This window comes from Roseovarius sp. SCSIO 43702, assembly GCF_019599045.1.
Lineage (GTDB): Bacteria > Pseudomonadota > Alphaproteobacteria > Rhodobacterales > Rhodobacteraceae > Roseovarius.
The window spans coordinates 2,835,180-2,859,133 of record NZ_CP080623.1 but is presented as its reverse complement, the minus strand read 5'-3'; the positions used below and the strand labels follow the sequence as shown (position 1 = coordinate 2,859,133).

23 protein-coding genes are annotated in these 23,954 nt (G+C 63.8%); 11 read left to right on the top strand and 12 right to left on the bottom strand.

The window, feature by feature from the left end; translation table 11 throughout:
- Positions 1–2 precede the first annotated feature (2 nt).
- The 7 genes from K1T73_RS14210 (at position 3) to K1T73_RS14180 (ending at position 9,678) form a co-directional block, all read left to right on the top strand.
- Positions 3–671 (top strand): NnrU family protein, encoded by a 669-nt coding sequence (locus K1T73_RS14210; RefSeq protein ID WP_220601329.1) that lies wholly within the window; start codon positions 3–5, stop codon positions 669–671.
- A 79-nt stretch (positions 672–750) separates the two neighbouring features.
- Positions 751–3,000: a molybdopterin-dependent oxidoreductase gene (locus K1T73_RS14205; RefSeq protein ID WP_220601328.1), complete on the top strand. Its 2,250-nt coding sequence runs from the start codon at positions 751–753 to the stop codon at positions 2,998–3,000.
- Between the two features lie 77 nt (positions 3,001–3,077).
- Positions 3,078–3,467 carry an MbcA/ParS/Xre antitoxin family protein gene (locus K1T73_RS14200; RefSeq protein WP_220601327.1) on the top strand — a complete coding sequence of 130 codons (390 nt, stop codon included), beginning with the start codon at positions 3,078–3,080 and terminating at the stop codon, positions 3,465–3,467.
- Positions 3,464–4,153: an RES family NAD+ phosphorylase gene (locus K1T73_RS14195; protein ID WP_220601326.1), complete on the top strand. Its 690-nt coding sequence runs from the start codon at positions 3,464–3,466 to the stop codon at positions 4,151–4,153. The genes K1T73_RS14200 and K1T73_RS14195 overlap by 4 nt, the downstream gene beginning before the upstream one ends.
- Positions 4,154–4,229: 76 nt before the next feature.
- Positions 4,230–4,907, top strand: a complete 678-nt coding sequence (locus K1T73_RS14190) for an ImuA family protein (protein ID WP_259400270.1) — start codon at positions 4,230–4,232, stop codon at positions 4,905–4,907.
- Complete coding sequence (locus K1T73_RS14185; protein ID WP_220603758.1) at positions 4,876–6,342, top strand: DNA polymerase Y family protein; 1,467 nt, start codon at positions 4,876–4,878, stop codon at positions 6,340–6,342. The genes K1T73_RS14190 and K1T73_RS14185 overlap by 32 nt, the downstream gene beginning before the upstream one ends.
- A 36-nt stretch (positions 6,343–6,378) precedes the next feature.
- Complete coding sequence (locus tag K1T73_RS14180; protein ID WP_220601325.1) at positions 6,379–9,678, top strand: error-prone DNA polymerase; 3,300 nt, start codon at positions 6,379–6,381, stop codon at positions 9,676–9,678.
- A 10-nt stretch (positions 9,679–9,688) separates the two neighbouring features.
- Here K1T73_RS14180 and K1T73_RS14175 read toward each other — a convergent pair whose 3' ends face one another.
- From K1T73_RS14175 to K1T73_RS14165, 3 genes are read right to left on the bottom strand one after another with little or no spacing between them, the layout of a single operon-like run.
- Entirely contained in the window at positions 9,689–10,000 is a 312-nt protein-coding gene (locus K1T73_RS14175) for a P-II family nitrogen regulator (protein ID WP_220601324.1), read from the bottom strand.
- A gap of 4 nt (positions 10,001–10,004) precedes the next feature.
- Entirely contained in the window at positions 10,005–10,982 is a 978-nt protein-coding gene (locus K1T73_RS14170) for a sodium-dependent bicarbonate transport family permease (RefSeq protein WP_220601323.1), read from the bottom strand.
- A gap of 24 nt (positions 10,983–11,006) precedes the next feature.
- Entirely contained in the window at positions 11,007–11,657 is a 651-nt protein-coding gene (locus K1T73_RS14165) for a carbonic anhydrase (protein ID WP_220601322.1), read from the bottom strand.
- 175 nt (positions 11,658–11,832) lie between these two features.
- Between K1T73_RS14165 and K1T73_RS14160 the strand changes: the two genes are divergently transcribed.
- The 4 genes from K1T73_RS14160 (at position 11,833) to speB (ending at position 15,490) form a co-directional block, all read left to right on the top strand.
- The gene (locus K1T73_RS14160) at positions 11,833–12,198 is read left to right on the top strand and encodes a hypothetical protein (protein ID WP_220603757.1); all 366 of its coding nucleotides are present in this window, start codon (positions 11,833–11,835) and stop codon (positions 12,196–12,198) included.
- 84 nt (positions 12,199–12,282) lie between these two features.
- Positions 12,283–13,662: a M17 family metallopeptidase gene (locus tag K1T73_RS14155; RefSeq protein WP_220601321.1), complete on the top strand. Its 1,380-nt coding sequence runs from the start codon at positions 12,283–12,285 to the stop codon at positions 13,660–13,662.
- Complete coding sequence (locus K1T73_RS14150) at positions 13,659–14,528, top strand: NlpC/P60 family protein (protein ID WP_259400268.1); 870 nt, start codon at positions 13,659–13,661, stop codon at positions 14,526–14,528. The genes K1T73_RS14155 and K1T73_RS14150 overlap by 4 nt, the downstream gene beginning before the upstream one ends.
- Positions 14,525–15,490 (top strand): agmatinase, encoded by a 966-nt coding sequence (speB, locus tag K1T73_RS14145; RefSeq protein WP_220601320.1) that lies wholly within the window; start codon positions 14,525–14,527, stop codon positions 15,488–15,490. Before K1T73_RS14150 ends, speB begins: the two co-directional genes overlap by 4 nt.
- A gap of 4 nt (positions 15,491–15,494) precedes the next feature.
- On the opposite strand, the gene K1T73_RS14140 is transcribed toward speB, so the two are convergent.
- The 9 genes from K1T73_RS14140 to K1T73_RS14100 all read right to left on the bottom strand — a co-directional run bounded on the left by K1T73_RS14140 (position 15,495) and on the right by K1T73_RS14100 (position 23,914).
- Entirely contained in the window at positions 15,495–16,334 is an 840-nt protein-coding gene (locus K1T73_RS14140; protein ID WP_220601319.1) for a trans-aconitate 2-methyltransferase, read from the bottom strand.
- Positions 16,331–16,675 carry a DUF2794 domain-containing protein gene (locus K1T73_RS14135; RefSeq protein ID WP_220601318.1) on the bottom strand — a complete coding sequence of 115 codons (345 nt, stop codon included), beginning with the start codon at positions 16,673–16,675 and terminating at the stop codon, positions 16,331–16,333. The genes K1T73_RS14140 and K1T73_RS14135 overlap by 4 nt, the downstream gene beginning before the upstream one ends.
- A gap of 107 nt (positions 16,676–16,782) precedes the next feature.
- Positions 16,783–17,436, bottom strand: a complete 654-nt coding sequence (locus tag K1T73_RS14130; protein ID WP_220601317.1) for an aspartate/glutamate racemase family protein — start codon at positions 17,434–17,436, stop codon at positions 16,783–16,785.
- On the bottom strand, positions 17,433–18,881 hold the full coding sequence (hydA, locus tag K1T73_RS14125) for a dihydropyrimidinase (protein ID WP_220601316.1): 1,449 nt from the start codon (positions 18,879–18,881) through the stop codon (positions 17,433–17,435). Before hydA ends, K1T73_RS14130 begins: the two co-directional genes overlap by 4 nt.
- Before the next feature lie 4 nt (positions 18,882–18,885).
- Complete coding sequence (locus K1T73_RS14120) at positions 18,886–20,199, bottom strand: FAD-binding oxidoreductase (RefSeq protein ID WP_220601315.1); 1,314 nt, start codon at positions 20,197–20,199, stop codon at positions 18,886–18,888.
- Positions 20,200–20,205: 6 nt separating this feature from the next.
- Positions 20,206–20,964 (bottom strand): DUF1028 domain-containing protein, encoded by a 759-nt coding sequence (locus K1T73_RS14115; RefSeq protein WP_220601314.1) that lies wholly within the window; start codon positions 20,962–20,964, stop codon positions 20,206–20,208.
- 15 nt (positions 20,965–20,979) lie between these two features.
- Positions 20,980–22,350, bottom strand: a complete 1,371-nt coding sequence (locus tag K1T73_RS14110; protein WP_220601313.1) for an amidohydrolase family protein — start codon at positions 22,348–22,350, stop codon at positions 20,980–20,982.
- Positions 22,347–23,135, bottom strand: a complete 789-nt coding sequence (locus K1T73_RS14105) for an ABC transporter permease (RefSeq protein WP_259400266.1) — start codon at positions 23,133–23,135, stop codon at positions 22,347–22,349. The genes K1T73_RS14110 and K1T73_RS14105 overlap by 4 nt, the downstream gene beginning before the upstream one ends.
- On the bottom strand, positions 23,132–23,914 hold the full coding sequence (locus K1T73_RS14100; RefSeq protein WP_259400265.1) for an ABC transporter permease: 783 nt from the start codon (positions 23,912–23,914) through the stop codon (positions 23,132–23,134). The genes K1T73_RS14105 and K1T73_RS14100 overlap by 4 nt, the downstream gene beginning before the upstream one ends.
- Positions 23,915–23,954 lie beyond the last annotated feature (40 nt).

Below are 23,954 nucleotides of genomic sequence, written 5' to 3'. Positions count from 1 at the left end.
ACATGGGCTGGACGGGCTTCGCACTGACCTTCGTTGCGTTTTTTATTACCCATTCCATCCCGCTTCGTCCGCCCGTCCGGGCCCGTGGCACGGCGATGCTGGGTGCACGAGGCTACATGCTTGCCTATTCGGCCTTGTCGCTGGGAATGCTTGCGCTTCTGATACATGCGGCCGGAAGGGCGCCATATGTCGAGCTCTGGCCGCAGATGATGTGGCAGAGGCATGTCGTTCACCTCGGTATGCTGGTGGTTTGCCTTCTGCTCGGACTATCGATTGCGCAGCCCAACCCCTTTTCCTTCGGCGGTGCCAAGAGCCGCGTGTTCGACCCCGAGAGGCCCGGAATAGTCGGGTGGGTGCGTCATCCACTTCTTGTCGCGCTGGCGCTTTGGGCGGGGCTTCATCTATTGCCGAACGGTGATTTGGCGCATGTGCTGCTGTTCGGTGTGCTGGGAGGATTCGCCTTGATGGGCGGGCGCCTCGTGGACCGGCGAAAGCGTCGCGAATTGGGGACCGAGAAGTGGACGCGGCTGAGGCAAGCGGTTCGCGATGCTCCGAAATTGTATCGGCCAAGATCCTTGCCGATGTTCCTCTTTCGGCTGGCTGCGGGCGTGGTCCTATTCGCAGCGCTCGTTGCCGCGCATCCTGTGGTGATAGGGGTTCCGGCCGTCTAGAGCGGACCGCCGCGTGTTGACTGCCTCCCGTTCTTGCCCGAATGCTGGTTGAACCGACTGGACAGCAGGACAACGGGCCATGAGCGATACTTCGATCCAAACGCGCGTCACTTCGACTCACTGGGGCGCGGTCGAGATTGAGACGCGCGACGGCCGGATCGTGGGGGCGCGACCCTTTGCCGGGGATCCCGGCCCTTCGCAGATTTCGCGCATCCTGCCGAAGGCCGTGCATCATCGCACGCGGGTCGAGCGGCCTTCGATCCGGCGTGGATGGCTGGAAAACCGGGATCGGGCGCAACGGGGACAGGACGATTTCGTCGCGCTACCGTGGGACGAGGCGCTCGATATCGCGGCGGAGGAACTGGATCGTGTCCGCAAGGTCCATGGCAACAAGGCCATTTTCGGCGGATCCTATGGCTGGGCCTCTGCCGGCCGGTTTCACCACGCGCTAAGCCAGGTGCACCGGTTCCTCAACAGTATCGGCGGCTATGTGGCGTCGTTCGGGAGCTACTCGACCGGCTGTGCACAGGCGATCATGCCGCATGTGTTTGGGGTGAACTTCCTCAAATACACATACGGGTCGCAGCATAGCTGGCGCAGCATAGCGGAGAATACCGAGACGCTTGTGATGTTCGGGGGAATCAATCCGAAAAATTCGCAGGTGAGCATGGGTGGCATCACCGAGCACGAGACCGGCGGCTGGTTCGAGAGGTTTCTGAACGATCCGAAGATGCGCTGCATCAATATCGGGCCGCAGCGCACCGATGCTCCCGAGGGCTGCGAGTGGATTCCCGTTCGGCCCGCTTCCGACACCGCGTTGATGCTGGCGCTGGCGCATGTGCTCGAGAGCGAAGGGCTGAGCGATCACGCGTTCCTGGAGCGCTATACCACCGGGTTCGAGCGGTTCCGGCCCTACCTGATGGGTGAGAGCGACGAAACCCCCAAGAGCCCGGAATGGGCCGCGCCGCTATGCGGAGTGGCGCCCGACAACATTCGTGCGCTCGCGCGCCGCATGGCCACCACCCGTACGCTCATCACCGTGGCCTGGTCGCTGCAACGGGCCGAGCACGGGGAGCAGCCCTACTGGATGTCGGCCGTGTTGGCCGCGATGCTGGGACAGATTGGCCTGCCGGGCGGCGGGGTCGGGTATGGCTATGGCGCGATCGGCGGGATCGGCAAGTCCTTCACGCGGCTGAGCGGGCTCGCGCTCGATCAGGGGGTGAACCCGGTCGGGGAGGTCATTCCCGTGGCGCGGATCGCGGATATGCTGCTCAACCCCGGAATGCCGTATGATTTCAACGGGCGGCGGGCACCCTATCCTGATATCCGGCTGATCTATTGGGCCGGGGGGAATCCGTTCCATCATCATCAGGACCTCAATCGGCTGCACGAGGCGTGGCTGCGGCCGGAAACGATCATCGTGCATGAGCCGTGGTGGACCGCGACGGCCAAGCGCGCCGATATCGTCTTTCCGGCCACCACACCGTTCGAGCGCGAGGATATCGGGCGGGCCAACCTGGACGATTACCTGTTCTACATGCCGCGACTGATCGAGCCGGTGGGGGAGGCGCGCAATGATTACGACATCTTCGCCGGCCTGGCCGAACGGTTGGGCGTGCGAGAAGCGTTTACCGAGGGGCGGGACGTGGAGGGCTGGCTGCGCCATCTCTACGGGACGTTTCGTGAGCAGGCGGCGGATGTGGGAGTGGATGTGCCGGCGTTCGATGCCTTGCGCGAAGAGAACTGGATGCAGTTGCCGATCAAGCCGGAAACGGACGTGCCGTCGTTCCTGACCCGCTTTCGCGAGGATCCCGAGGAACATGCACTCACCACGCCGTCGGGTCGGGTCGAGATATTTTCGGAGAAAGTCGCGGGGTTCGGTTACGACGACTGTCCCGGTCATCCGGTCTGGTTGCCTCCGGCGGAGTGGTTGGGAGCCGCTGAGGAAAGCGCGCCGCTGCATCTTGTCTCGCCACAGCCGGGGGACAAGCTTCATAGTCAGTTGGAAGCCGCGCTCGCGGACGAGGAAGGTGCGCGGCCTGAGCGTGTCACCCTGCATCCGGTGGATGCGGAGGCCCGGGGAATCGCGGATGGGGAAATCGTGCGGCTTCACAACGCTCGGGGGGCTTGTTTCGCGCGGGCGTCCGTTTCGGACGATATCCACCCAGGTGTCGTCGCGCTGCCTACGGGGGCATGGTTTGGCGATCCGGGCGAGAATACCGATCCACAGGGCAATCCAAACGTGTTGACGCTCGACCGGGGAACCTCGCGCCTGGGGCAAGGGAGCAGCGCGCATACGGCACTGGTGCAGGTCAGCCGGATTGAGTAATCTCGAAATTGTCCATATGAACTTGATAATTGGGTCATATGGTCTTATATTGTGGCTTGAACGGTAAGGAGCAAGCCATGGAACATCTCGTGATGGAGCAGGCGGCGCCTGATCGCCAGGCTGTGGCGCTCAAGGCGTATGGGCGCATCGCCGAGCAGTGGGGTCTGACCCTGCGCGAGGCGGCGGCCTTGGCCGATATGACCGAATCCACATGGAAACGCGCGAAGAAGCCGACATTCGCCGGGCAGTTGTCGCGGGACCAGATGCTTCGGCTGAGCGGACTCGTGGGGCTTTACAAGTCGCTTGAGCTTTATTTCGATCCGCCCCTCTCACGCGAATGGGTGCGGCTGGCGAATGCAGGGCCGGAATTCGACGGGGTGCGGCCCGTGGATGCGATGATCGCAGGCGGATTGCCCAAGATCCTGCGCGTGCGATCTTATGTCGACGCGCTCAGGGGCGGGGCGTGAGGGTCACCACGCTCAACGACCGCGCGCTTGTCCGACTTATTTCCGAGACGCATCACAAGCCCCCGGTTCTGCGCGGGCTGGTCGACAGCGACGAGGAGGCGGCGGTCTTGGCCGAGATTGAGGGCGAAACGAGCGCGCGTCTGGTCGCGGAGCGGGAGGGCAGTCCGGCGCTCGATCGCAGGGAACTGGCCTTCGCGCGCCGGTCACGTGACCTGAGGCTTTATGGGCAAAGTCATATCAACGCGGCCTTCACCTATACGAGACCCACGGGAAACCGTTTCAATACGGGCGAGCGGGGTGCGTGGTATTGTGCGTGGGACATGCTGACGAGCGCGCAGGAGGTAGGATATCACCGCACGCGCGAGCTCAACTTCGTAGGCCGGTTCGAACACGAGGCGCGATACGTGGAGCTTCTGGCCGATTTCATCGGGGATTTTCCTGATCTTCGCGACGAGGTGCACCCCGCGCTCGATCCCGATCCGAACGTGGGGTATCCGGCGGGGCAGGCGTTGGCTGCCGATCTGCGTGCCGAGGGATATCGCGGGCTGGTCTACCCTTCGGTGCGGCACGAGGGCGGACGCTGTTTCGTGGCTTTCGATCCGGGCATCATCCAGAACGTGCGTCCGGGAGCGAACTGGACCTTGACATGGGCCGGCACGCCGGACTTCACGATCAAAGGCAACTGACACGGCGAGGTTTGACAAACCCGGATCACTGATTAGAACAAATAGTGAACATGTGCCGGGATTCGGTGTCGCGTGGATGAAGTTGATCAAATCGGGAAAGCGTTTGGCAGAAGAGAGGGCATGTCCGACTCCGTTCGGCGTGACGCTTTCGGAGGTGTTTTCCGCCTCGGCGATGGATGCCGGCGCGGTGGGTTATGTCTTGTCGCGCCTTCCGCGGGGCGACGCGCCTATCCTGTGGGTTCAGGACCGGCTTTCGCGCAAGGAAGCGGGGCGACCCTACCTGACGGGGATCGGAGTCGAACGACCGATCATCATGGTCGGATTGACACGCGAGACGGATGTGCTCTGGGCGATGGAAGACGGCTTGCGATGTCGTGGCCTCGGAGCCGTGATCGGAGAGATATGGGGCAACCCTGCCAAGGTGGATTTCACCGCGACCAAACGGCTGGCCATGCGGTCGGAAGCGGCGAAGGTTCCGTGTTGGCTTGTCCGCCACGCCGCCTCGCCCGATCTGAGCGCGGCGCGGGACAGGTGGCGGATCGCGTCATTGCCTTCGGCTCGGCATCCGCACGACGCGAGATCACCGGGCGCGCCGCGGTGGTCGCTCGATCTTTTCCGGTCGCGGGGGACGAAACCGGGGCAATGGGTGGCCAGCTATGACCGGACGACGGATCGTCTCGATCTCTCTGCCGCATTTCGCGATGGAGAGATGGCAGAGACATATGGAGCGCAGGGGCGACGCACCACCGGATGACGTGCCCTTGGTTCTGGCTCGCGAAGGACAGCACGGGCCGGTCATCCATGCCGCCAACCGCACCGCGCGGGGCATGGGCATCGGTCCCGGTGCGCGGATCGTCGACATGCGCGCCGTGTGCGCCGAATTGCAGGTCGAATACGCCGATCCGGGTGGCGACAGGGCGGCGCTGGACAGGCTGGCGATCTGGGCACGGCGCTGGTGCCCGTGGACGGTGCGGGATGGAGAGGACGGGTTGATCCTCGACACCACGGGATCGGATCACCTGATGGGCGGCGAGGCGGGAATGCTGAGAGACATGGAAGAAAAATTGTCCCTGCTGGGACTTTCATCGCACTTGGCCGTGGCGCCTACATGGGGCGCGGCCTGGGCCCTGGCGCGGTTTGGGCCGGTGCGGTCGATTTGCGCAACAGGAGAAGTGGAGCGCAAGCTGGCGAACCTGCCGGTCGACGGGCTGCGTCTCGAGCCCGAGACTCTCCTGCTCTTGCGACGGTTGGGGCTCAAGACCATCGGCGCGCTCATGAAGGTGCCGCGCCTCTCGCTGGCCCGGCGATTCGTCCGGACGGCGCTTGAGGCCAATCCGCTGATGCGGCTTGATCAGGCACTGGGAAAACTGGCCGAGCCGGTGGCAAGCGTCGAGATCAAGCCGCATCCCAGGGTGGAGAGCCGCCTTGCCGAACCGATTCTCGATCCCGCGCCGCATGTCCCCGAGCTGTGCGAGGCGCTTTGCACGACACTTGGCGCGCGAGGGGAGGTTTGCCGGCGACTTTATCTTAACGTTTACCACACGGATGGCGAGGTGAGCCGCCTGGAGGTCGCCACCTCGGTCAGTACGCGCGATCCTGCCCATTTGGCCAGCCTGTTCCGCGACAGGATCGAGCGGATCAATCCCGGTTTTGGCTTTGACCTGATCACGTTGGAAGCGGGAGGGGTGGAGCGCGAACAGACCGTGCAGAAGAGGCTCGATGGCGAAGCGGACGAAGATGTGCAGATCAACCGTCTGGTGGACCGACTGACCGCGAAATTCGGTGCGCGCGCCGTGACGCGAACGGTGCTTTGCGAAAGCCACGTGCCCGAACGGGCCGAAAGGCAGGCGCCCGCACTTGCCGAGCCGGAGACGGCTGCCTTGCCCGTGGCCAAAGAGCGGCCCATCCGTCTTCTGGACCGTCCCGAGGAGGTGAAGGTTCTCTACGAGGTGCCTGAAGGCCCGCCGGCGCAGTTCGTCTGGCGACGCCAGACGCATCGTGTCGTGCGCTACGCGGGCCCCGAGCGGATCGCGCCGGAATGGTGGAAGGACCGGCCCGGCACCCGGTTGCGGGATTACTTCAAGATCGAAGATCAGAACGGGCGGCGCATCTGGCTTTATCGCGAGGGCGTGCATGGCGATGGCCGGGGCGGCGAGCCGCACTGGTTCGTGCATGGGTTCTTTGCATGAGGAGGTGCCCGCAATCTGCAAGCGAGCGGTTTTGGTATGCCTGAAAACGATCACCAGCATCCGCGCCGCACCATAGAGGCAGGTGCGTTCATCCCGAACCCGCCTGCCGAGTACGTTGAACTGGGCGTGACGACGTGTTTTTCCTTTCTGCGAGGGGCCTCGGACGCGGTCGATTTGACCACCACGGCACATGCGCTGGGATACGACAGGCTGGGTTGTGCGGATCTCAACACCATGGCCGGGGTCGTGCGGCTTCATGCCGAGGCCCTCAAGGCCGCGATGCGGCCGGTGATCGGGTGCCGTCTACGGCTTGTCACCGGCGAGGAATTCCTTGCTTATCCACGCAATCGGGCAGCCTATGGCCGGCTATGCGCACTTCTTTCCAAGGGCAAGATGCATGACGCCGAAGGTGCGTGGCAGGCCAAGGGGGCGTGCGACATCACGATCGAAGATCTGGCCCGGCATGGCGCGGACGTGCAGCTTGTCGTCGTGCCGGACGAAAGCCTGACGCGGTTCGCGGCGAACCTGGCGCGGCTGGTGCGCGCCTTGCCGACGATGAAGCATGTCGCCGCAAGCTATCTCTATCGCGGGGATGACAGGGCGCGGATAAATCGGCTCGACCGGCTTGCACGCGGCCATGGGCTTTCGATCATGGCCACCAACGACGTGCGCTATCACGTGCCGGAGCGCCGGCCGCTTCTCGACGTGATGACCTGCATCCTGCACAAGACGACGATCGACAGGGCGGGTTTCCTGCTCAATCCGAATGCCGAATTGCACCTGAAATCGCCTGCGCAGATGAAGGCGCTTTTCTCCGAGTGGCCGCACGCCATAAAGGCCACGCGTGACATTGCGGATGCCTGCGATTTCGATCTGAGGGAACTGGCCTATGACTACCCCAGGGAGACGGTGCCCGACGGACGTTCGCCGCAGGAATATCTCGAGGAATTGACCTGGAAAGGGGCGGCGCGGCGCTATCCCGAAGGGCTTTCGCCCAAGCTCGAGAAGACCTTGCGGAAGGAACTCGATCTCATCCGGAAGCTTGATATCCCACAGTATTTCCTCACCATCGAGCAGATCGTGAAATTCGCGCGGTACGAATGCGATCCGCCGATCCTGTGCCAGGGGCGGGGATCGGCAGCCAATTCGGCGGTGTGTTATGTTCTGGGTATCACGGCCGTGGACCCGGCGAAGAACGATCTACTGTTCGAGCGATTCATCAGCGAGGAACGCAAGGAGCCACCGGACATAGACGTCGATTTCGAACATGAGCGGCGCGAGGAGGTAATTCAGCACATATACGACAAGTATGGTCGTGACCGGGCCGCGCTTTGTGCGACGGTGATCCATTACCGCCCGCGCATGGCCGTGCGCGAGGTGGGCAAGGTCATGGGGCTGTCGGAGGACGTCACCAGCGCGCTGGCCAAGACCATCTGGGGCTCATGGGGCCGCGAGATGGGTGCGCGGGAAGCGGCGCAGGCGGGGATTGATCTTGGCGATCCGCTGATGGCGCGGACCATCCGGCTAGCCGATCAGATGATCGGGATGCCGCGTCATCTTGGGCAGCATGTGGGGGGCTTCATCCTGACGGAGAAGCCACTGACCCACACCGTGCCCATCGGCAACGGCGCCATGCCGGAGCGGAGCTTCATCGAATGGGACAAGGACGATATCGACGAGCTGCGCATTCTCAAGGTGGATATCCTGGCGCTCGGGATGCTGACCTGCATTCACAAGGCATTCGATCTCATTCGCGTTCATCACGACCGGGAATTGACCCTTGCCGGCATCCCGGATGACGATACCGCGACGTATGACATGTTGTGCCGGGGCGACAGCCTCGGTGTCTTCCAAGTGGAAAGCCGCGCGCAGATGAACATGCTGCCGCGCCTGAAACCGCGCGAGTTCTACGACCTGGTCATACAGGTGGCGATCGTGCGTCCCGGGCCGATCCAAGGCGACATGGTGCATCCCTATCTGCGCCGGCGCAGCGGAGCGGAGCCCGAAGACTATCCCGCCCCCGCCCCGCCGCATGATCCGGATGAGCTGCGCAAGGTTCTGGGCCGCACCATGGGTGTACCGATCTTTCAGGAACAGGCGATGAAGATCGCCATGGTCGCGGCGGAGTTTTCTTCGGAAGAGGCGAACCAGTTGCGCAAGGCCATGGGGACCTTCCGCTCGAAAGGACAGATCGAGACGCTTGAGGAGAAGATGACCGGGAGGATGGTCAGGCGCGGCTACGATCCCGAATTCGCCGCGCGATGTTTCAACCAGATCAAGGGTTTCGGCTATTACGGTTTTCCCGAAAGTCATGCGGCGAGTTTCGCGCACCTGGTCTATGTTTCGAGCTGGATCAAGTGCCATTATCCAGAGGTCTTTTGCGCCGCCCTGCTGAATTCGCAGCCGATGGGGTTCTATGCGCCCGCGCAGATCGTGCGGAACGCGCGCGAACATATGGTCGAAGTGCGTCCGATCGACGTGAACTATTCCGATTGGAACAGCACGCTCGAACCTGTGCGCCCCGGTGTTTTTGCCGTGCGGCTCGGACTGAGGCAGGTGGATGGGGTGGCGCGCAGGATGGCCGAGCGGATCATGAAAGCGCGGACACGGCCTTTCACCGACCTGGCGGATCTGAAGATGCGTGCGCGCCTCGATGCGGGAACGGTGCGCAAGCTCGCGGCGGCGGATGCGATGCGGTCGATGATGCTCGATCGCCGTCAGGCATTATGGGACGCGCGGGCATTGCGCGATGCGCCCGATTTGCCGCTTTTTGCCGAAAGAGATGAGGGGGAAGAGCTGCGTTTCGATCTGCCGAAGATGCCGATTTGCGAGCATGTGGTGGCAGATTACCAGACCACGCGCCTTTCGCTCAAGGCGCACCCCATGTCATTCCTGCGCAAGAGCATGGCACGGCAAGGATACGCCTCGGCCGCCATGTTGCAGGACATGCGTAACGGGCAGTCCGTCCGGCTGGCCGGGATCGTTCTCATCCGGCAGCGGCCAGGAAGCGCGAAGGGCGTATGTTTCATCACGCTGGAGGACGAGACGGGCGTGGCGAACCTTGTCGTGTGGCCCAAGACGATGGAAGGGTTTCGGAAGGTCGTCATGGGCGCGCGGATCATTGACGTGAAGGGCGTGGTGCAACGCAGCGAGGAGGTCATTCACGTGGTGGCGCACCACCTGAAGGATCGCAGCGATGCGCTTGAACGGTTGTCGAACGATATGATGGAGCCGCCACTGGCGCGGGCCGACGAGGTCAGAAAAGCCGTGCCGCAGGGGCCGCAGGGACATCCACGCAATGCGAGGGTGATCCCGAAATCACGCGATTTCCATTGAAACCCGGTGTTCAGAACCTTTCGGCGCGCAGCACTTCGCAGTCGGTGACGCAGACGACGCCGATATGACGTTCAACCACGGCGAATGCTGCATCGAGCAACTCGTCGAGACGCTCCGGCCGAATGATGCAGATGACCTGCACCATCCCGCCTGCCCGGCTCACCTGACCGGAACGGCTCCACTCACCCGATCGGCCGGACCCACCCAGAACCGGCAGGATCGTGTAGCCGGTGACGCCCGCGTCGATGAGCGCCGCGGTGAGACGCGATTGCATGACCGTCTCGATGGTGATCTCGACTCGTTTGGCAAGATGCGTCTGCATGGTCTCAGCCTCCTGTCGCGGATTGGGCCAGCGCGAGATAGAGCGGGATGCCCACCGTCAGGTTGAAGGGGAAGGTCACGCCGAGTGAAAGCGTGAGATAGATCGACGGGTTCGCTTCGGGAAGGGCGACGCGCATGGCGGCCGGCACGGCAATATAGCTGGCCGAGGCTGCCAGTGTCATCAGAAGCAGGGCGCCGCCAGTTGAAAGACCGAGGACGAGCGCGCAGGCAAGCCCCGCGAAACTGCCGAGACAGGGCATGAGGATACCGAAGGTGATGGCGCCGAAGCCCAGAGCATCACGCCCCTGTCGCATGCCGCGTCCGGCCACGAGCCCCATGTCGAGTAGGAATAGACAGAGCACACCCTTGAAAGGGGCCACGATGAACGCCTCGATTTCCGCCAGTCCCTTCGGACCAGTGACCCAGCCGATAAGAAATGACCCGACCAAGAGCACGATGGAGCCGTTCAGCAGGATCTCGCGCCAGAGATCGCCGCCGATGCGCCGCCCGTTCGAGCCGCGCGACACGAGCCAGAGCGCCGAGAGGATGGCTGGTGCTTCCATGGCCGCCGCGACCGCCACCATATAGCCTTCGGAGGCGATGCCGCGCCCGTCGAGGATCGAGGTGGCGGCGACGAAGGTGACGATCGAGATGGAGCCGTAATGTCCGGCCACGGCGGCCGCGTCGAGCGCACTCATCCGGGACATGAGCCGCAGAAGCGCGAAAGCCAGGAAAGGCAGCAACGCCGAGAGCGCGACACCTGCCAATAGCGAGAGGCCGAGACGCGCATCAATGCCGTGATCGGCTACACTCACCCCGCCCTTGAAGCCGATCGCGAAGAGAAGGTAGATCGAGAGGCCCTTCGCCACGGCCTCGGGGATCGAGAGATCCGACCGCGCCAGCGCGGCTGCGAGTCCCAAGGCGAAGGACAGGACGATGGGAGAGATTATGTTCGATGCCGCGAGGGCAAGGATTTCCGGCATCTTCGTGGTCTCTCGAGCCTCTCGTCAGACGGCGACGAATTTGTCGTGCTCGGGGATATAGTGCAGAACCCCCCCGGGCCCGATATCCAGCCAGACGCCATGCAAAGAGAGCCGTCCTGCCTCGACTTCGGACGCGACGAAGGGAAACGTCATCAGGTTCTTGAGCGAGATCAGCACGGCTTCGTGTTCGAGGGCCTGGGCGCGATCGTTCGGATCGGGGATGTCCTTCACCTTCTCATAGGAGGGGCGCAGGATGTCCATCCAGCGGCCCACGAAACTTGACTTCTTCTCGAGCGCCGGTGCGGATCCCTCGCACATATCGAGGCATCCCTGTACGCCGCCGCAATTCGAATGCCCCATGACGATGACATGCGCGACCTTCAGGGCGGTGACCGCGTATTCGATGGTCGCCGAGGTGCCGTGCCGTGAACCGCCGGTTTCGTAGGGTGGGACAAGGTTCGCGATATTGCGATGAATGAAGAACTCGCCCTGGTCGGCACCGAAGATCGAGGTGACCTGCACGCGACTGTCGCAGCAGGAAATGATCATCGCGCGCGGATGCTGTCCTTCTTCGGCAAGGCGGCGATACCAGCTCTGGTTCTCTGCATAGCTCGTTGCCTTCCAGCCATGATAGCGCTGGACAAGATAGGAGGGCAGGGGGCGCGCGTTTTTCATTTGGACCTCGCTGCTTGGTGGCGTGCGGATAGTGATGTGTCATTAGACGGAATTCCACGAGAATTCGAGAGATAATCCCTGCGCCGCGAAACCTTTTGGGAAGATCGCATCATTAGGGTGCCGATATCTTCTGGGGGTGGACCGAAAATGGGTGAGAGACGTGGAACAGGTGACGATGCTCAAGCAGGATGAGGCTGTGCGCCTCGATTCCGGCCAGCTTGAAAAACTCTATGAACAATTGGGCGAGGCGGGCGCCGAGGATGTGGTTTGTCGTGCGCTCGAGGAGCTGGCTTTGCGATTGGCGCAGACCGAGCGCGCCTGGCGTGAGGGCCGTCTTGCGGAGATGCGCAAATCGGCGCGCGGCCTGATCGCGATCGCCGATCAGATCGGGTTGAACACGCTGGCGGAGGTGGCGCGCGACGTGACGGTCTGTGTCGACAGCGGCGATGCGAACGCGCAGGCGGCCACGGTGATGCGCCTCGTTCGAATCGGCGAACGTTCACTGAGCGAGGTCTGGGATTTGCAGGATGTGACGCTTTGAGCGCCGGGGCTTGCGGTCGGGGAGCGGGCGTTTAGGGTGTCAGCGGCACCCGAGTTTGCCGGTTGCCCATCGAAAGGCACGCACATGACCCTGACCTTTGCCTTGGACGATCCACGGGCGACTCCTCTCCACGTGATGGAAAGCGACGCGCTTGATGCATGGTGCGCCGATCAGGCCCCCCGGGTTTCCGCCTGGGTGCGTGCGTCGGCTTTCAAGGCCGGTCTGGGATCGAGCCTGCTGATCCCGGACGAGAATGGCGGCGTCGCGATGGCTCTTGCAGGTTATGGTGATGCCAAGGCCCGCGCGAGGGGGCGGTTTCATCTTGCCCAAGTCGCGACCGGCTTGCCCGAGGGCGTGTATCGCCTGATCGGCCTGCCGGAAGACAGGCTGGAAGAAGAGGCGCTCGGTTGGCTCCTCTCGGCCTACACGTTCGATCGCTATGCCGAGCAGAAACCCGCGAAGGCGCGGCTCGTCTGCCCGGAAGGTGTGAACGCCGCGCGGCTGGAGACCATCGCCGCCGGTGAGGCGCTGACTCGCGACCTGATCAACACACCTGCGGAGGATATGGGGCCGGACGCGCTCGAGGCGGCGACGCGAGACCTGGCCGTGGCCCATGGCGCTCATCTCTCCGTGACCGTCGGCGATGAATTGCTGGAAGCGAATTTCCCTCTGATCCACACGGTCGGTCGGGCCGCAGAGAAAACGCCACGCCTTCTCGACCTGAGGTGGGGGAAAGAAGGGCCGCTTCTCTGCCTCGTGGGTAAGGGTGTCTGTTTCGATACCGGGGGACTCAATCTCAAGCCCGGCTCCTCGATGAGCCTGATGAAGAAGGATATGGGCGGCGCGGCGACAATGCTTGGTCTTGCCCGGATGATCATGGGTCTTGGCCTGCCTCTGCGGCTTCGGGTTCTCATCCCGGCGGTCGAGAACGCGGTGGCCGGCAACGCGTTTCGACCGGGGGACATTTTCAAGTCCCGCAAGGGGCTTACCGTCGAGATCAACAACACGGATGCCGAGGGGCGTCTCGTCCTTGCCGATGCGCTGGCGCTCGGGGCGGAGGACGCGCCTGATCTCATGGTGTCGATGGCGACACTGACCGGGGCGGCGCGGGTTGCGGTGGGTCCCGACCTCGCCCCATATTTCACCGATGTGGAGGAGGACGCGGATGCGTTGGACCGCGCGGCGCGGGACGTGGCCGACCCGGTATGGCGGTTGCCGTTCCATGCACCTTACGAGACGATGATCGAGCCGGGGATCGCGGATCTCGATAATGCGCCCAAGGGCGGTTTTGCCGGCGCGATTACGGCCGCGCTGTTCCTGCGCCGGTTCTCGGGGGATGTCCGCTACATGCATTTCGACATCTACGGCTGGAACCCGAACGCGGCCCCGGCCCGGCCCAAGGGGGGCGTCGGCATGGGCGCGCGCGCTTTGTTGGGCGCGTTGCCGGAGATGTTGAAGCTTTGAGCGACGCGCGCATCACTCCTTTCAATGGCCGGGTGGCGCATGTGTCGCTGCGCGGGCAGGTCCCGGCAGAGACCTTCGTCGACGGTGAGATGCAGAGGGTCGCGGCGATCGTAGCCGATATCTGTGATGCGCCCGCTGGGACAAGGGAGCGCCAGATGTTGCGGGGCGAGGCGTTCACGGTGCTTGATGCACGTGCGGGTCATGTCTTCGGCTATGCGGACCGGGACGGGTATTGCGGATGGGTCGAGGAGGCGGCGTTCCGGTCGGGACCGGATGAGCGCCCGACCCATCGCGTCGCCGTCGCCAGAAGCTATGGCAAGACGACACCGGGGCTGAAGACCATGGGGCGCGTGACGGCCTTGCCGTTTGGAGCGGGGCTGGTCGCGCTCGGAGAAGAGAACGGCTGGATGCGCGTGGCCTGGGAGCGGGGCGCGAGAGCGACAGATCTCTACGTGCCTGCCTCTCATCTTCGTCCGGCGGACGACGTCGAAACCGACCCGGTTGCAGTGGCCGCACGGCTGATCGGGACGCCCTACCTGTGGGGTGGCAACTCTGCTTTCGGGATTGACTGTTCGGGACTGGTGCAGATCGCGTGCCTCGCTTGTGGGCTCGCGTGTCCGGGAGATAGCGACATGCAGGAGGCGGTCCTGGGGACTACGCTGCCCGAGGATGCGGAGCTGCGGCGCGGCGACCTCGTGTTCTGGAAAGGGCATGTGGGATGGATCGCGGATCACGATACGCTGCTGCATGCAAACGCACATCACATGGCCGTTGCATATGAGCCGCTGAAAGATGCGATCGGGCGCATCCACGGTCAGGGCGAGGGCGGGATTACATCGAGAAAGAGAATGGGAGTGAGCAGATGAACGACGAGTTTTTCCATCCGGTGTCGGGGTTCGACCTGCCGCGCTTTGCCGGGGTGCCGACCTTCATGCGGCTGCCTCATGTGCCGCAGGGACATGAGAGGTGGAAGGACGTTCAGGTCGGCCTGATCGGCGTCCCGTGGGACAGCGGGACGACCAACCGGCCCGGCCCGCGCCACGGTCCAAGGCAGCTTCGCGATGCGTCGACGATGATGCGTGCGCAACACGCCGTGAGTAGCGTGAGACCGTTCGAGACCGTCAATTGCGCCGATCTGGGCGACGTGGGTCCCAACCCGGCCGACATCAACGACAGCATGGACCGCATTACGGCCTTCTATGACGAGGTGGTAAAGGCGGGCATCCTTCCGCTGACAGCGGGGGGCGATCACCTGACCTCGCTCCCGGTTCTGCGCGCGGTGGCAAGGAAGGCGCCCGTCGGGATGATCCATTTCGACAGTCACACCGACCTTTTCCACAGTTACTTCGGTGGCACGATGTACACCCACGGCACGCCGTTCCGACGCGCGGTAGAGGAGGGGCTTCTTGACCCGAAACGCGTGGTCCAGATCGGCATTCGCGGGACGATGTATGACGAGGAGGATCGCGATTTCGCCAAGGCGGAGGGTATTCGCCTGATTCTGATCGAGGAGTTTCACAGGCGCGGTGTCGAGGACGTGATGGCCGAGGCGCGCGAGATCGCGGGCGATGGAGACACCTATGTCAGCTACGATATCGACTTCGTCGATCCCACCTTCGCGCCCGGAACCGGCACGCCCGAGGTCGGAGGGCCGAATTCTTACCAGGCGTTGCAGGTCTGTCGTGAGTTGAAGGGCGTCAACATCGTGGGAGCCGATATGGTCGAGGTCTCTCCGCCGTTCGACCCGTCAGGCGGCACCGCGTTTCTCGGGGTCTCGGTGATGTACGAGATCCTTTGCGTGATCGCCGGTCAACTGACCGGCAGTTGAGCGATCAACCCTTCCTGGCGGTGTAGATCACGAAACGGCCGGGAACGCGGAGACCGGCGGGCGTCCGGTAATCTTCGAACGCCCGCATGATGGCCTCGACAATGGCGGCACGATCTGCTTCGGTGCCGTTTTTCTCACTCAACGTGCGCGACGCCGGGCCGATGGTGGCGGCGAAATCGGCCGCATCGGAGAGCTCCTGAGGCGGGATGAGATCGACCTCGGTTCTGGCGCCGCGCGCGTCGGCCCAGCCGGCCTCGGTCAGAATGCCGGTGACCCTCTCCACATCCTTGAAGGCCGTCGGGCCCGGCGCGTTTTCCGGCAGGGGCGAGGGGCGGCCCAGTCGCTCGACCGCCGCTGCGAAGGGGATCTGGAACCACGGATTGTCCGGCATGCCCTGCCAGCAGATCATCGCAAGACGTCCGCCCGGCTTTATCGCGTCGCGCAGGTTCGCGAAGGCCGCAACAGGATCTTCGAAGAACATGACGCCGAAGCGCGAAAAGAGAAGGTCGAAGGAGCGGCGCGGTGTATGCACCTGCGCATCAGCCTGAACGAATTCCACGTTTGGCGCATCCGAGCGTGATCGGGCGTGATCAAGAAGCAGCGAAGAGATGTCGAGGCCGGTGACGTGGCCTTGAGGCCCAACCTTGGACGCCAAAGCAAGCGTGCTGGCCCCCGTTCCGCACCCCACATCCAGCACCGTTTCGCCGGGCTCGGGGCGTGCGACCTCGACACATGCTTCGAGGGCGCCTGACAGAAGAGTGTCGAACGCGGCCTGATACGTGATCCATTTGCGCCCGGCTTCGGACTGCCAGTACTCTGCCTGTTCCGAATTCACGATGGTCATTCGACGGCCCGGATGAGCTTGCGTTCCAGCACGCGCAATACCGATTTGAGATCATGGCCGCGCTTGAGGATCTGGCCATCCATACCGACGACAGCATATTGACCCTGCCGGTTGCGCAATTTGGGACGTTTTTCGATGCGATAGAGCGGATGTTCCGCCGTGCGGCGAAAGACCGAGAATACCGCCATGTCGCGAAGGCAGGAGATCCCGTAATCACGCCATTCACCTGCTGCGACCATGCGGCCATAGAGCGACAGGATCACCGCGAGTTCGGTCCGATGAAAGGCGACCTGCGCCTCGCCGCCCGTTTCGGAGAATGGCGTATGCGTCTGGAATGTCATGGATGAAAGGTTGCGGCTGCGGCGCGGTTTGGCAAGAGAAAACGAAGGTCGTGGCGCGGCTTCCTGCGCATGGGAGCACGCGAAAGGCGATCCCGACGGGGCGCGCTTCAGCTTTTCAGAACGGCCCCCAGAGCCATCGCGCCGGCCGCCTGCACGGGGTCGATGACGGCGATGCCCAGTTTCTCCTCGAGGGCGGCGCGGCGGGGGGCGAAGCCGGCACAACCCAGTACGAGCGCACCTGCGCCGAGCGCCTTGAGCCGTTTGCCCAGTTCGAGCGTCGCTTCGAAGACCGTGTCGTCATGGCCGGTCGCTTCTGCCGAGACGTTGTCGAGGGCAAGCTCTCCGGCAAGCCGTCCCTCGACGCCCATCGCGCGGATTCGCAGCCGGTGACGTGCGACCGAGCCGGGACCGAGTGCCACGATCCCGAAGAGGTCGGCGCGCGCCATGGCGGTGAAGATGCCGCATTCCATGAGGCCGAATGACGGTTGCGGCAGGGTCGTGCGCAGAAGGTCGAGACCGGGATCGGAGAAACACGCGGTGACGAAGGCCGTGCAGTCGGGTCGCGAGCGGGCCATCTCGAGCACATCGACGGACGCGCGCGCCACGTCCTCGGCGCTGGCGATCGTGGCCGGGCCGTCGTCGATCTGCGCGGCCTCGAAGCCGGGCCCGTTCGAAAGACGAAGAGGTGCGAGTGCGTCGGCGATGCCGTCCGTCACCTTGCGCGAGGAGTTGGGATTGATGAAGAGTATGGGGCCTGTCATCGTCCGGCCTCGGCGTGCATCAGCGCGGTTTCCTTGACGGGGATACCCGGCACGCCCGACAGGTCTACGCGATCTCGCGCGACAAAGCGGCCCTGACCCTCTGTAGCGCGAAGTTTGCCATGTTCGACGACTACTTCTCCGCGGGTCATGACGATCTCGGGCGCGCCGGTCAGGTCCATGCCCTCGAAGGGCGTGTAATCCATGTTGTCGTGCTGATCCTCGAGCGTCATCTTGCGTCGTGTTTCGGGGTTCCAGATCGCGATGTCGGCGTCCATTCCCGGTGCGAGCCGGCCCTTGCGCGACATGCCGAAGATGCGCGCCGCGTTGGTGGAGGAGAGCGCCGCGAACTGTTCGGGCGTGATCCGTCCCTTGATGACGCCTTCGGAGAAAAGCCACGGCAGACGCGCAGAGATGCCGGGCATGCCGTTGGCGATCTTGGGATAGGGCGGTTCGGTCCCGTGAACCAGCTTGCCGGTGTCGTCGAAGCGGTAGGGCGCGTGGTCTGAGCTGACGCTGTCGAAGGTGCCTGCGCGGATGTGGCGCCAGAGCGCCTCTTGCGTCTCATGATCCCGCACGGGAGGCGAACATATGTATTTCGCGCCTTCCATTCCGGGCCGGTCGAGATCGTCGCGCGTGAGAGCGAGGTATTGCGGACAGGTCTCGGCAAAGAGCTTCGCGCCCCCGAGGCGCGCCTTCTGGACAAGGGCGGCGCCCCCTTCTGTCGAGACATGCACGATGAAGAGCGGCGCGTCGGCGAGCCGGGCGAGGGAGATTGCGCGATTGATCGCCTCCTCCTCGGCCAGTTCGGGGCGCGAGATTGCGTGGTACTTCGGCGCCGTCATCCCGCGATCGGCAAGGCGCGCGTTCATCCATTTGACCATATCGTTGTTCTCGGCATGCACCATGGTCAATGCGCCATTCTCGCGCGCCACGTCGAGGATCGACAGCATGCCCGCGTCGCCGATGTTCATCAGGTCGTAGGTCATGAAGACCTTGAGCGAGGTGATCCCGCGCGCGAAAGCGGCAGGAAGGCCGCGCGTGAGCACCTCGTCCGAGGGGTCCGAGACGATGAGGTGGTAGGAGTAGTCGATGACCGAGGATTTCGAGCGCGCGTCATAGGTGGCGAGCACGTCCTCGATGCTCTGTCCGCGATGCTGGGCCGCGAAGGGCACGAAGGACGTGTTGCCGCCGAACGCTGCCGAGATCGAGCCCGAGCGGTAGTCGTCGGCGGTCATGATCCCGGCCGAGCTTTCCTGCGCGATATGGGCATGTGCCTCGATCCCGCCGGGCATGACGAGCCGGCCGCCCGCGTCGATCCGCCGGGTGCCACCCTCGATTCTTTCGGCCAGAGCTGCGATGCGACTGTCGGAAATGCCGATATCGCCCTCGAAACTGCCGCTGGCGGTGACGATTGTCCCGTCGTGGATCACCGTGTCGAAGCTCATCGCGTCACTCCGTCTGCCTGTCACGTTTCCTGAGATCGCGAGCATCCTGCATCTGGTACCAGCGTGCAAGCATGGCCGCCCCCATCGGCGCGAGGGGCCGCAGGGTGATCGGGGCGAAGGGCAGGTCGTCGAAGGCGGTTTCCGCGTCGGATTGGCCGAGGATGCGGCGTGCGAGCTTGGCTCCGAAATAGACGCTGCGCGTCACGCCCGAGCCGCAGTAGCCGCCTGCCAACCAGACACCGTCGTGGTGGCCCAGATGCGGGGAATGGTCGGTGGTATAGGCGATGTTGCCTGACCAGACATGCGAAAACGGGGCGTCGTGCAGTTGCGGGAAAACGCGCGTGATCGCGCGGCGGAACGCCCATTGACGCTTGGCCAGCGGCATGCCGCCCGCGCCGAACCGGCCGCCGAAGATGAAGGAACGCCCGTCGGGGGTGGGTCGATACCACATGAAGACGCGCCCTGTCTCGCCATGCACGCGGGCCTTGGGTGTAAGCTCCGCCATCAGCCCGGGAGAGAGGGGTCCGATGGCGGATGCGCCGGTTTCGATGGGGACGATCCGGCGGTTGAGGGCGCGGGACCGCCCATCCGAGTAACCGTTCGTCGCGAGCACGACCGCGCCTGCGGTAAGTGTGCCGCGGTCGGTCTGAACCTCGGTGCCTGTGGCGGCAGGTTGCAACCTCGTAACGGCACAGTTGTTGTGGATCGCGACGCCCGCGTCGCGCGCCCGGGCCGCGAGTCCCAGCACCAGCTTGCGCGGGTTCACGCCGCCGTCGCGCTCGTAAACCGTGCCGCCACAATAGAAATCGCTGCCGATCTCGGTGCGTTGTTCGGATTTCGGCACGGCATGGGTGGGCAGGCCGACATGCTTGGCAAGCCAGTCGCATTCGCGGGCCGAAGCCTCGTAATGCGCGGGCGTCCGCGCGCCCCGGAAGCGCCCAGTCAGGGCAAGGTCGCAGTCGATCCGCTCGCTGCGGACGAGCTCTTCCAAGTAGTCGAGCGCAAGCAATCCCTCGCGAAGGATGGCCGTCGCCTTCGTTTCTCCGTAGGTCGAGACAAGGCCGGTGATCCCGAGCTTGTGCAGGCCCGGGCCGACCATCCCGCCGTTGCGGGACGATGCGCCGTGGCCGATGCTCTCCGCTTCGAACAATACAACAGTGCGCCCGGACCGCGCGAGGTGGAGGGCGCATGAGAGCCCGGTGAAGCCGCCACCCACCACAACGACATCCACGCGCCGCGGGATGGCCGCAGTGGACGGTTCGGGCGGTGCCTCGGTATGGTCGAGCCAATAGATGCGTTCACCGGGAAAGGGCAACATGCGCTCCTAGCGAAAGGTCCAGTTGTCGGGATTGCGCGCGGCAGGAAAGCGCGTCTCGAGGCCAAGCTCGAAGATCCGCTCGGCACTCGCATCGAAAAGCGCGCGAGAGACGGGCACCCGGTCGGGATCGAGTGCCATGTCCCGCATCAGCTCGGCCTCGGCGTTGAAGGCGGTATAGAGCTTGCGCAAATCCGCGATGGCGTCGGTCTCGGAGATGTCGACGCGAAGATCGCAGGCGTCGATCCCATGCTCGCCGGTGACGCGCAGTGCCGCGGAGCGCAGAGCATCCTTCACCTCGCCGCCCGCGTCGCGTCCCGCCTCCAGCGCACGCATCAGCCGCTCGCCGAGCGGTTCGCCATCGGTGTTCTCGAAGGTTTCGGCCATGCGGGTCGTTACTTCGTCGTTGTCGAGGATGTTGCCGAGCGCGAGGCAGTCCCGGCCGGCGGTGTGGGTGTAAATCGAATACATGCGCCGCCCATGATAAGCCTTGGCGCGCCCATCGGCGTCAAGCACCCCCACCTGTCGCCATTCTATCTGATCGGTCGAAGCACAGATTTCGTCCAGCGTGTCACCGGCATCGCGTCCATCGCGCAATAGTTCGATCCCGAGTTCAGCTAGGCGGGTGTCCGTTCTGTGCTGCGACAGCACGGCGCCCTTGCCATGTGCAAGCCGTATGCAGCGGTGCCCGACGGCGAGGTTCGAGGTCGAGATTGCGGCACCGAATGCGCCGGTTCGCTTGCACCGGCCGATAATGGAAAAGGTCATGGCTTCTCTCCTTTGTCAGACGGCGTCGCGGTGGGGCAGGGGCACGCCCGGTTCATTGGCCGCGAAGCGTGTCCACATGGCATCCGTCGCCGCTTGGGCTTCGGCTATTGTGTCGGTTTCTTCGATGGTGATCAGGCGGCGGTCGCGCATCAGGAAGCGGCCCGCGACCATCGTATCGGTCACGATGCCCGGATGACCGTAGTGCACGAGGTTCGATATCGCCGAGACACGCGGGCTCATCGCGGGCGTTTCCAGGTCGAAAACGGCGAGATCGGCGCACATTCCCGGATCGATCCGTCCAATACGGTCATGGTCGAGCGCCTCGGCGGCGTTGATCGTCGCGTAGTTCAGCACATCGGCCGGCGTGGGGGTCACCGCCCGTCCGTAGGCGCCGCGGTTCAGCATTAGTGCGGTCTTCATGGCGTGAAACATGTCCTCGGTCATGTTGTCCGTGCCGAGACAGATGCGGACGTTGCTGTCGAGAATGTCGCGCATCGGCAGCGGGTGCGGACCCTTCGCGGACATCGAGGCCGGGCAATGCACGAAGCGAGTTCCGGTATTCGCCAAGGTCATCACGTCGGTGTCCGAACAGAAGGTCCAGTGTACGGCAAGCAGATCGTCGCCCAGAAAGTCGTTCTGGGCCAGGTACTCGGTCGACGTGCATCCATGCAGCGTTTCGACCTGGTGTTTCTCGCTGATGATCTGGCTCAGGTGAACGGTGCGGCGCAGGCCGTGACGACGCGCGAGGTCGTTCAACTGTCCCAGCATCCACGGACTGCAATTGTCGGGCGCGTGAGCGGCGATCATGACGCGGACCCGGTCGTCCTCGGCGCCGTGGAATCGCTCGATCAGTGCGCGGGTCCGATCGAGAAATTCCTCGCCGAATTCGCGGTCGAACCGATAGGTGCCGCGCCCCACCTCGGTGGTCACGGCATCGGCACAGCTTTCGGCGAGCCAGAGGCGCAGTCCCGTCTCGATCATCGCGGGCGCGTAGTCGGCCACATGTCGCAGGGGGTCGACCATGGTGGTGGTGCCCGACCGGATCGCTTCGGCGCAGGCGAGGCGTGCGATGGCCGCACGCTCCCGAGGTTCGAGCAGGTAGGAAGCCGGCACCATGTACTGATAGACGAGGTTGCCCTCGATGTCCTCGACCGTGCCGCGCAACACGAGTAGCACGGCATGTGTATGGCTGTTGATCAGCCCCGGCGCGATCAGACGGCCCGACATGTCGACCGGTTCGAAGGACTCGAACGCGCTGCCGTCGACGCCGTCGCGGATGGCGACGATGGTGCCGTTCTCGATAGCGATGTCGCCCGTGCGCAGAACCGGCATGCGACCTTCATGCGCGATATGCAGGCCGTTTCGCAGCAGGACGCGGTCCGTCATTGCCGGAACTCGCGATTGCGGAAGATGCCGTAGCCGGTCACGATCAATGTGAGAAGCACGAGCATCGTGGCGACCGAGGCGATGGTGGGGTCGATGCTTTCCTGGATGCCTTCCCAGATCTTCTTGGGCAGGGTCGAGACGTTGCGGACGGTGATGAAGAGAACGCCCACGATCTCGTCGAAGCTGACGATGAACGCGAAGATGGCGCCGGTGATCATGCCCGGATAGGCGGCGGGCATCACGACCTTCCAGGAGGTCTGCCAAACCGACGCGCCGAGGGATCGCGCTGCCTGCGGAATGCGCCGGTCGAGATTGGCGAGGGCGGCGAATACCGAGATCGACACGTAGGGCAGCGCCAGCAGCGTGTGGGCGAGGATGACCCCGCCATGCGTATCGATGAGCCCGAGGGTCACCCAGAAACGGTAGAAGCCCAGCGACTGCACGACAGGCGGCACCAGGATCGGCGTGATCAGGATCCAGCGCGCGATCGTGGATGCGCGGTTCGAGAGGTTCCAGCAGCCGATGGCGAAGGCCGTGCCGAGCGCCGTCGCGCAGATCGCGACCACGATGCCGATCCAGATGCTTGTCCAGGTTGCGGCAAGCCAGCGCGGATCCTGGAAATAGGCAACGTAGTGCTGGAACGAAAGGTGTTCCTTGGGCAGGCCGATATAGCTTGTGTCCGTCAGCGAGACGGGGATGACCACGAGGATCGGCAACAGCAGGAAGGCAAGCACCATCCACGCCAGCGTCATGAAGAATATGCGAAAGGTCGAGATACGCATCATTTCCGCTCCAGAAGGGCGCTGCGCAGGTTCACGAAGCGCGCGGCGACGAGTATGACGAGCGCCGTCATCACGAGCAGGGCCACCGAGAGTGCGGAGCCGAGGCCCCAGTTGAGGAATTCCTGGATCTGGTAGGTGATGTATTCCGAGATCATCAGCACGCGGCCCCCGCCCAGCAGGGCCGGCGTGATGTAGAAGCCCAGAGAGAGCACGAAGACCAGAAGCGCGCCCGAAAACACACCGGGCAGTGTCTGCGGAAAATAAACCTGCCGAAACGCCGTCCATTCGCTTGCGCCAAGGCCACGCGCCGCATCGACGTAGGACCCCGAGATGCCGCGCATGTTGGCCATCATCGGCAGCACGGCGAAAGGCAACATGACGTGGATCATCGCGAGGATGACGCCGAACTCGTTATGCATGAGCTTGAGAGGTGCGTCGATAAGTCCGGCGTCGCGCAGGGTGTCGTTCACGAGGCCGGAACGCCCCAGCAGCACGATCCATGAAAACGACCGGATCAACACCGAAACCCAGAAGGGCAGCAGCACCAGTGCCACCATCAGCGGTTTGACCCGACGCGCGAAGTTCGAGATGACGTAAGCCACGACGTAGCCCAGCACCAGGCATCCGATCGTGGTGATCGCCGCAATTCGGAAGGTAATGATGAAGCTCGTTGTCACCGCGTTCGAATCGAACATCCGGGTATAGTTCTCGATCCCTGCCGTCGGCTCGGTGACGGAGATCTTCCAGATTCCGACGAGCGGCCAGATATAGAAGATGATCATGGTGGCCAGCGCGGGAAGCACCAGGAACCAGTATCTATAT

Coding starts and splice junctions, on each gene's coding strand:
- K1T73_RS14210 (WP_220601329.1), top strand. CDS start 3: ATGGGCTGGACGGGCTTCGCACTGACCTTCGTTGCGTTTTTTATTACC.
- K1T73_RS14205 (WP_220601328.1), top strand. CDS start 751: ATGAGCGATACTTCGATCCAAACGCGCGTCACTTCGACTCACTGGGGC.
- K1T73_RS14200 (WP_220601327.1), top strand. CDS start 3,078: ATGGAACATCTCGTGATGGAGCAGGCGGCGCCTGATCGCCAGGCTGTG.
- K1T73_RS14190 (WP_259400270.1), top strand. CDS start 4,230: ATGAAGTTGATCAAATCGGGAAAGCGTTTGGCAGAAGAGAGGGCATGT.
- K1T73_RS14185 (WP_220603758.1), top strand. CDS start 4,876: ATGGAGCGCAGGGGCGACGCACCACCGGATGACGTGCCCTTGGTTCTG.
- K1T73_RS14180 (WP_220601325.1), top strand. CDS start 6,379: ATGCCTGAAAACGATCACCAGCATCCGCGCCGCACCATAGAGGCAGGT.
- K1T73_RS14175 (WP_220601324.1), bottom strand. CDS start 10,000: ATGCAGACGCATCTTGCCAAACGAGTCGAGATCACCATCGAGACGGTC.
- K1T73_RS14170 (WP_220601323.1), bottom strand. CDS start 10,982: ATGCCGGAAATCCTTGCCCTCGCGGCATCGAACATAATCTCTCCCATC.
- K1T73_RS14165 (WP_220601322.1), bottom strand. CDS start 11,657: ATGAAAAACGCGCGCCCCCTGCCCTCCTATCTTGTCCAGCGCTATCAT.
- K1T73_RS14160 (WP_220603757.1), top strand. CDS start 11,833: ATGCTCAAGCAGGATGAGGCTGTGCGCCTCGATTCCGGCCAGCTTGAA.
- K1T73_RS14155 (WP_220601321.1), top strand. CDS start 12,283: ATGACCCTGACCTTTGCCTTGGACGATCCACGGGCGACTCCTCTCCAC.
- speB (WP_220601320.1), top strand. CDS start 14,525: ATGAACGACGAGTTTTTCCATCCGGTGTCGGGGTTCGACCTGCCGCGC.
- K1T73_RS14140 (WP_220601319.1), bottom strand. CDS start 16,334: ATGACCATCGTGAATTCGGAACAGGCAGAGTACTGGCAGTCCGAAGCC.
- K1T73_RS14135 (WP_220601318.1), bottom strand. CDS start 16,675: ATGACATTCCAGACGCATACGCCATTCTCCGAAACGGGCGGCGAGGCG.
- K1T73_RS14130 (WP_220601317.1), bottom strand. CDS start 17,436: ATGACAGGCCCCATACTCTTCATCAATCCCAACTCCTCGCGCAAGGTG.
- hydA (WP_220601316.1), bottom strand. CDS start 18,881: ATGAGCTTCGACACGGTGATCCACGACGGGACAATCGTCACCGCCAGC.
- K1T73_RS14120 (WP_220601315.1), bottom strand. CDS start 20,199: ATGTTGCCCTTTCCCGGTGAACGCATCTATTGGCTCGACCATACCGAG.
- K1T73_RS14115 (WP_220601314.1), bottom strand. CDS start 20,964: ATGACCTTTTCCATTATCGGCCGGTGCAAGCGAACCGGCGCATTCGGT.
- K1T73_RS14110 (WP_220601313.1), bottom strand. CDS start 22,350: ATGACGGACCGCGTCCTGCTGCGAAACGGCCTGCATATCGCGCATGAA.
- K1T73_RS14105 (WP_259400266.1), bottom strand. CDS start 23,135: ATGATGCGTATCTCGACCTTTCGCATATTCTTCATGACGCTGGCGTGG.
- K1T73_RS14100 (WP_259400265.1), bottom strand. CDS start 23,914: ATGATCATCTTCTATATCTGGCCGCTCGTCGGAATCTGGAAGATCTCC.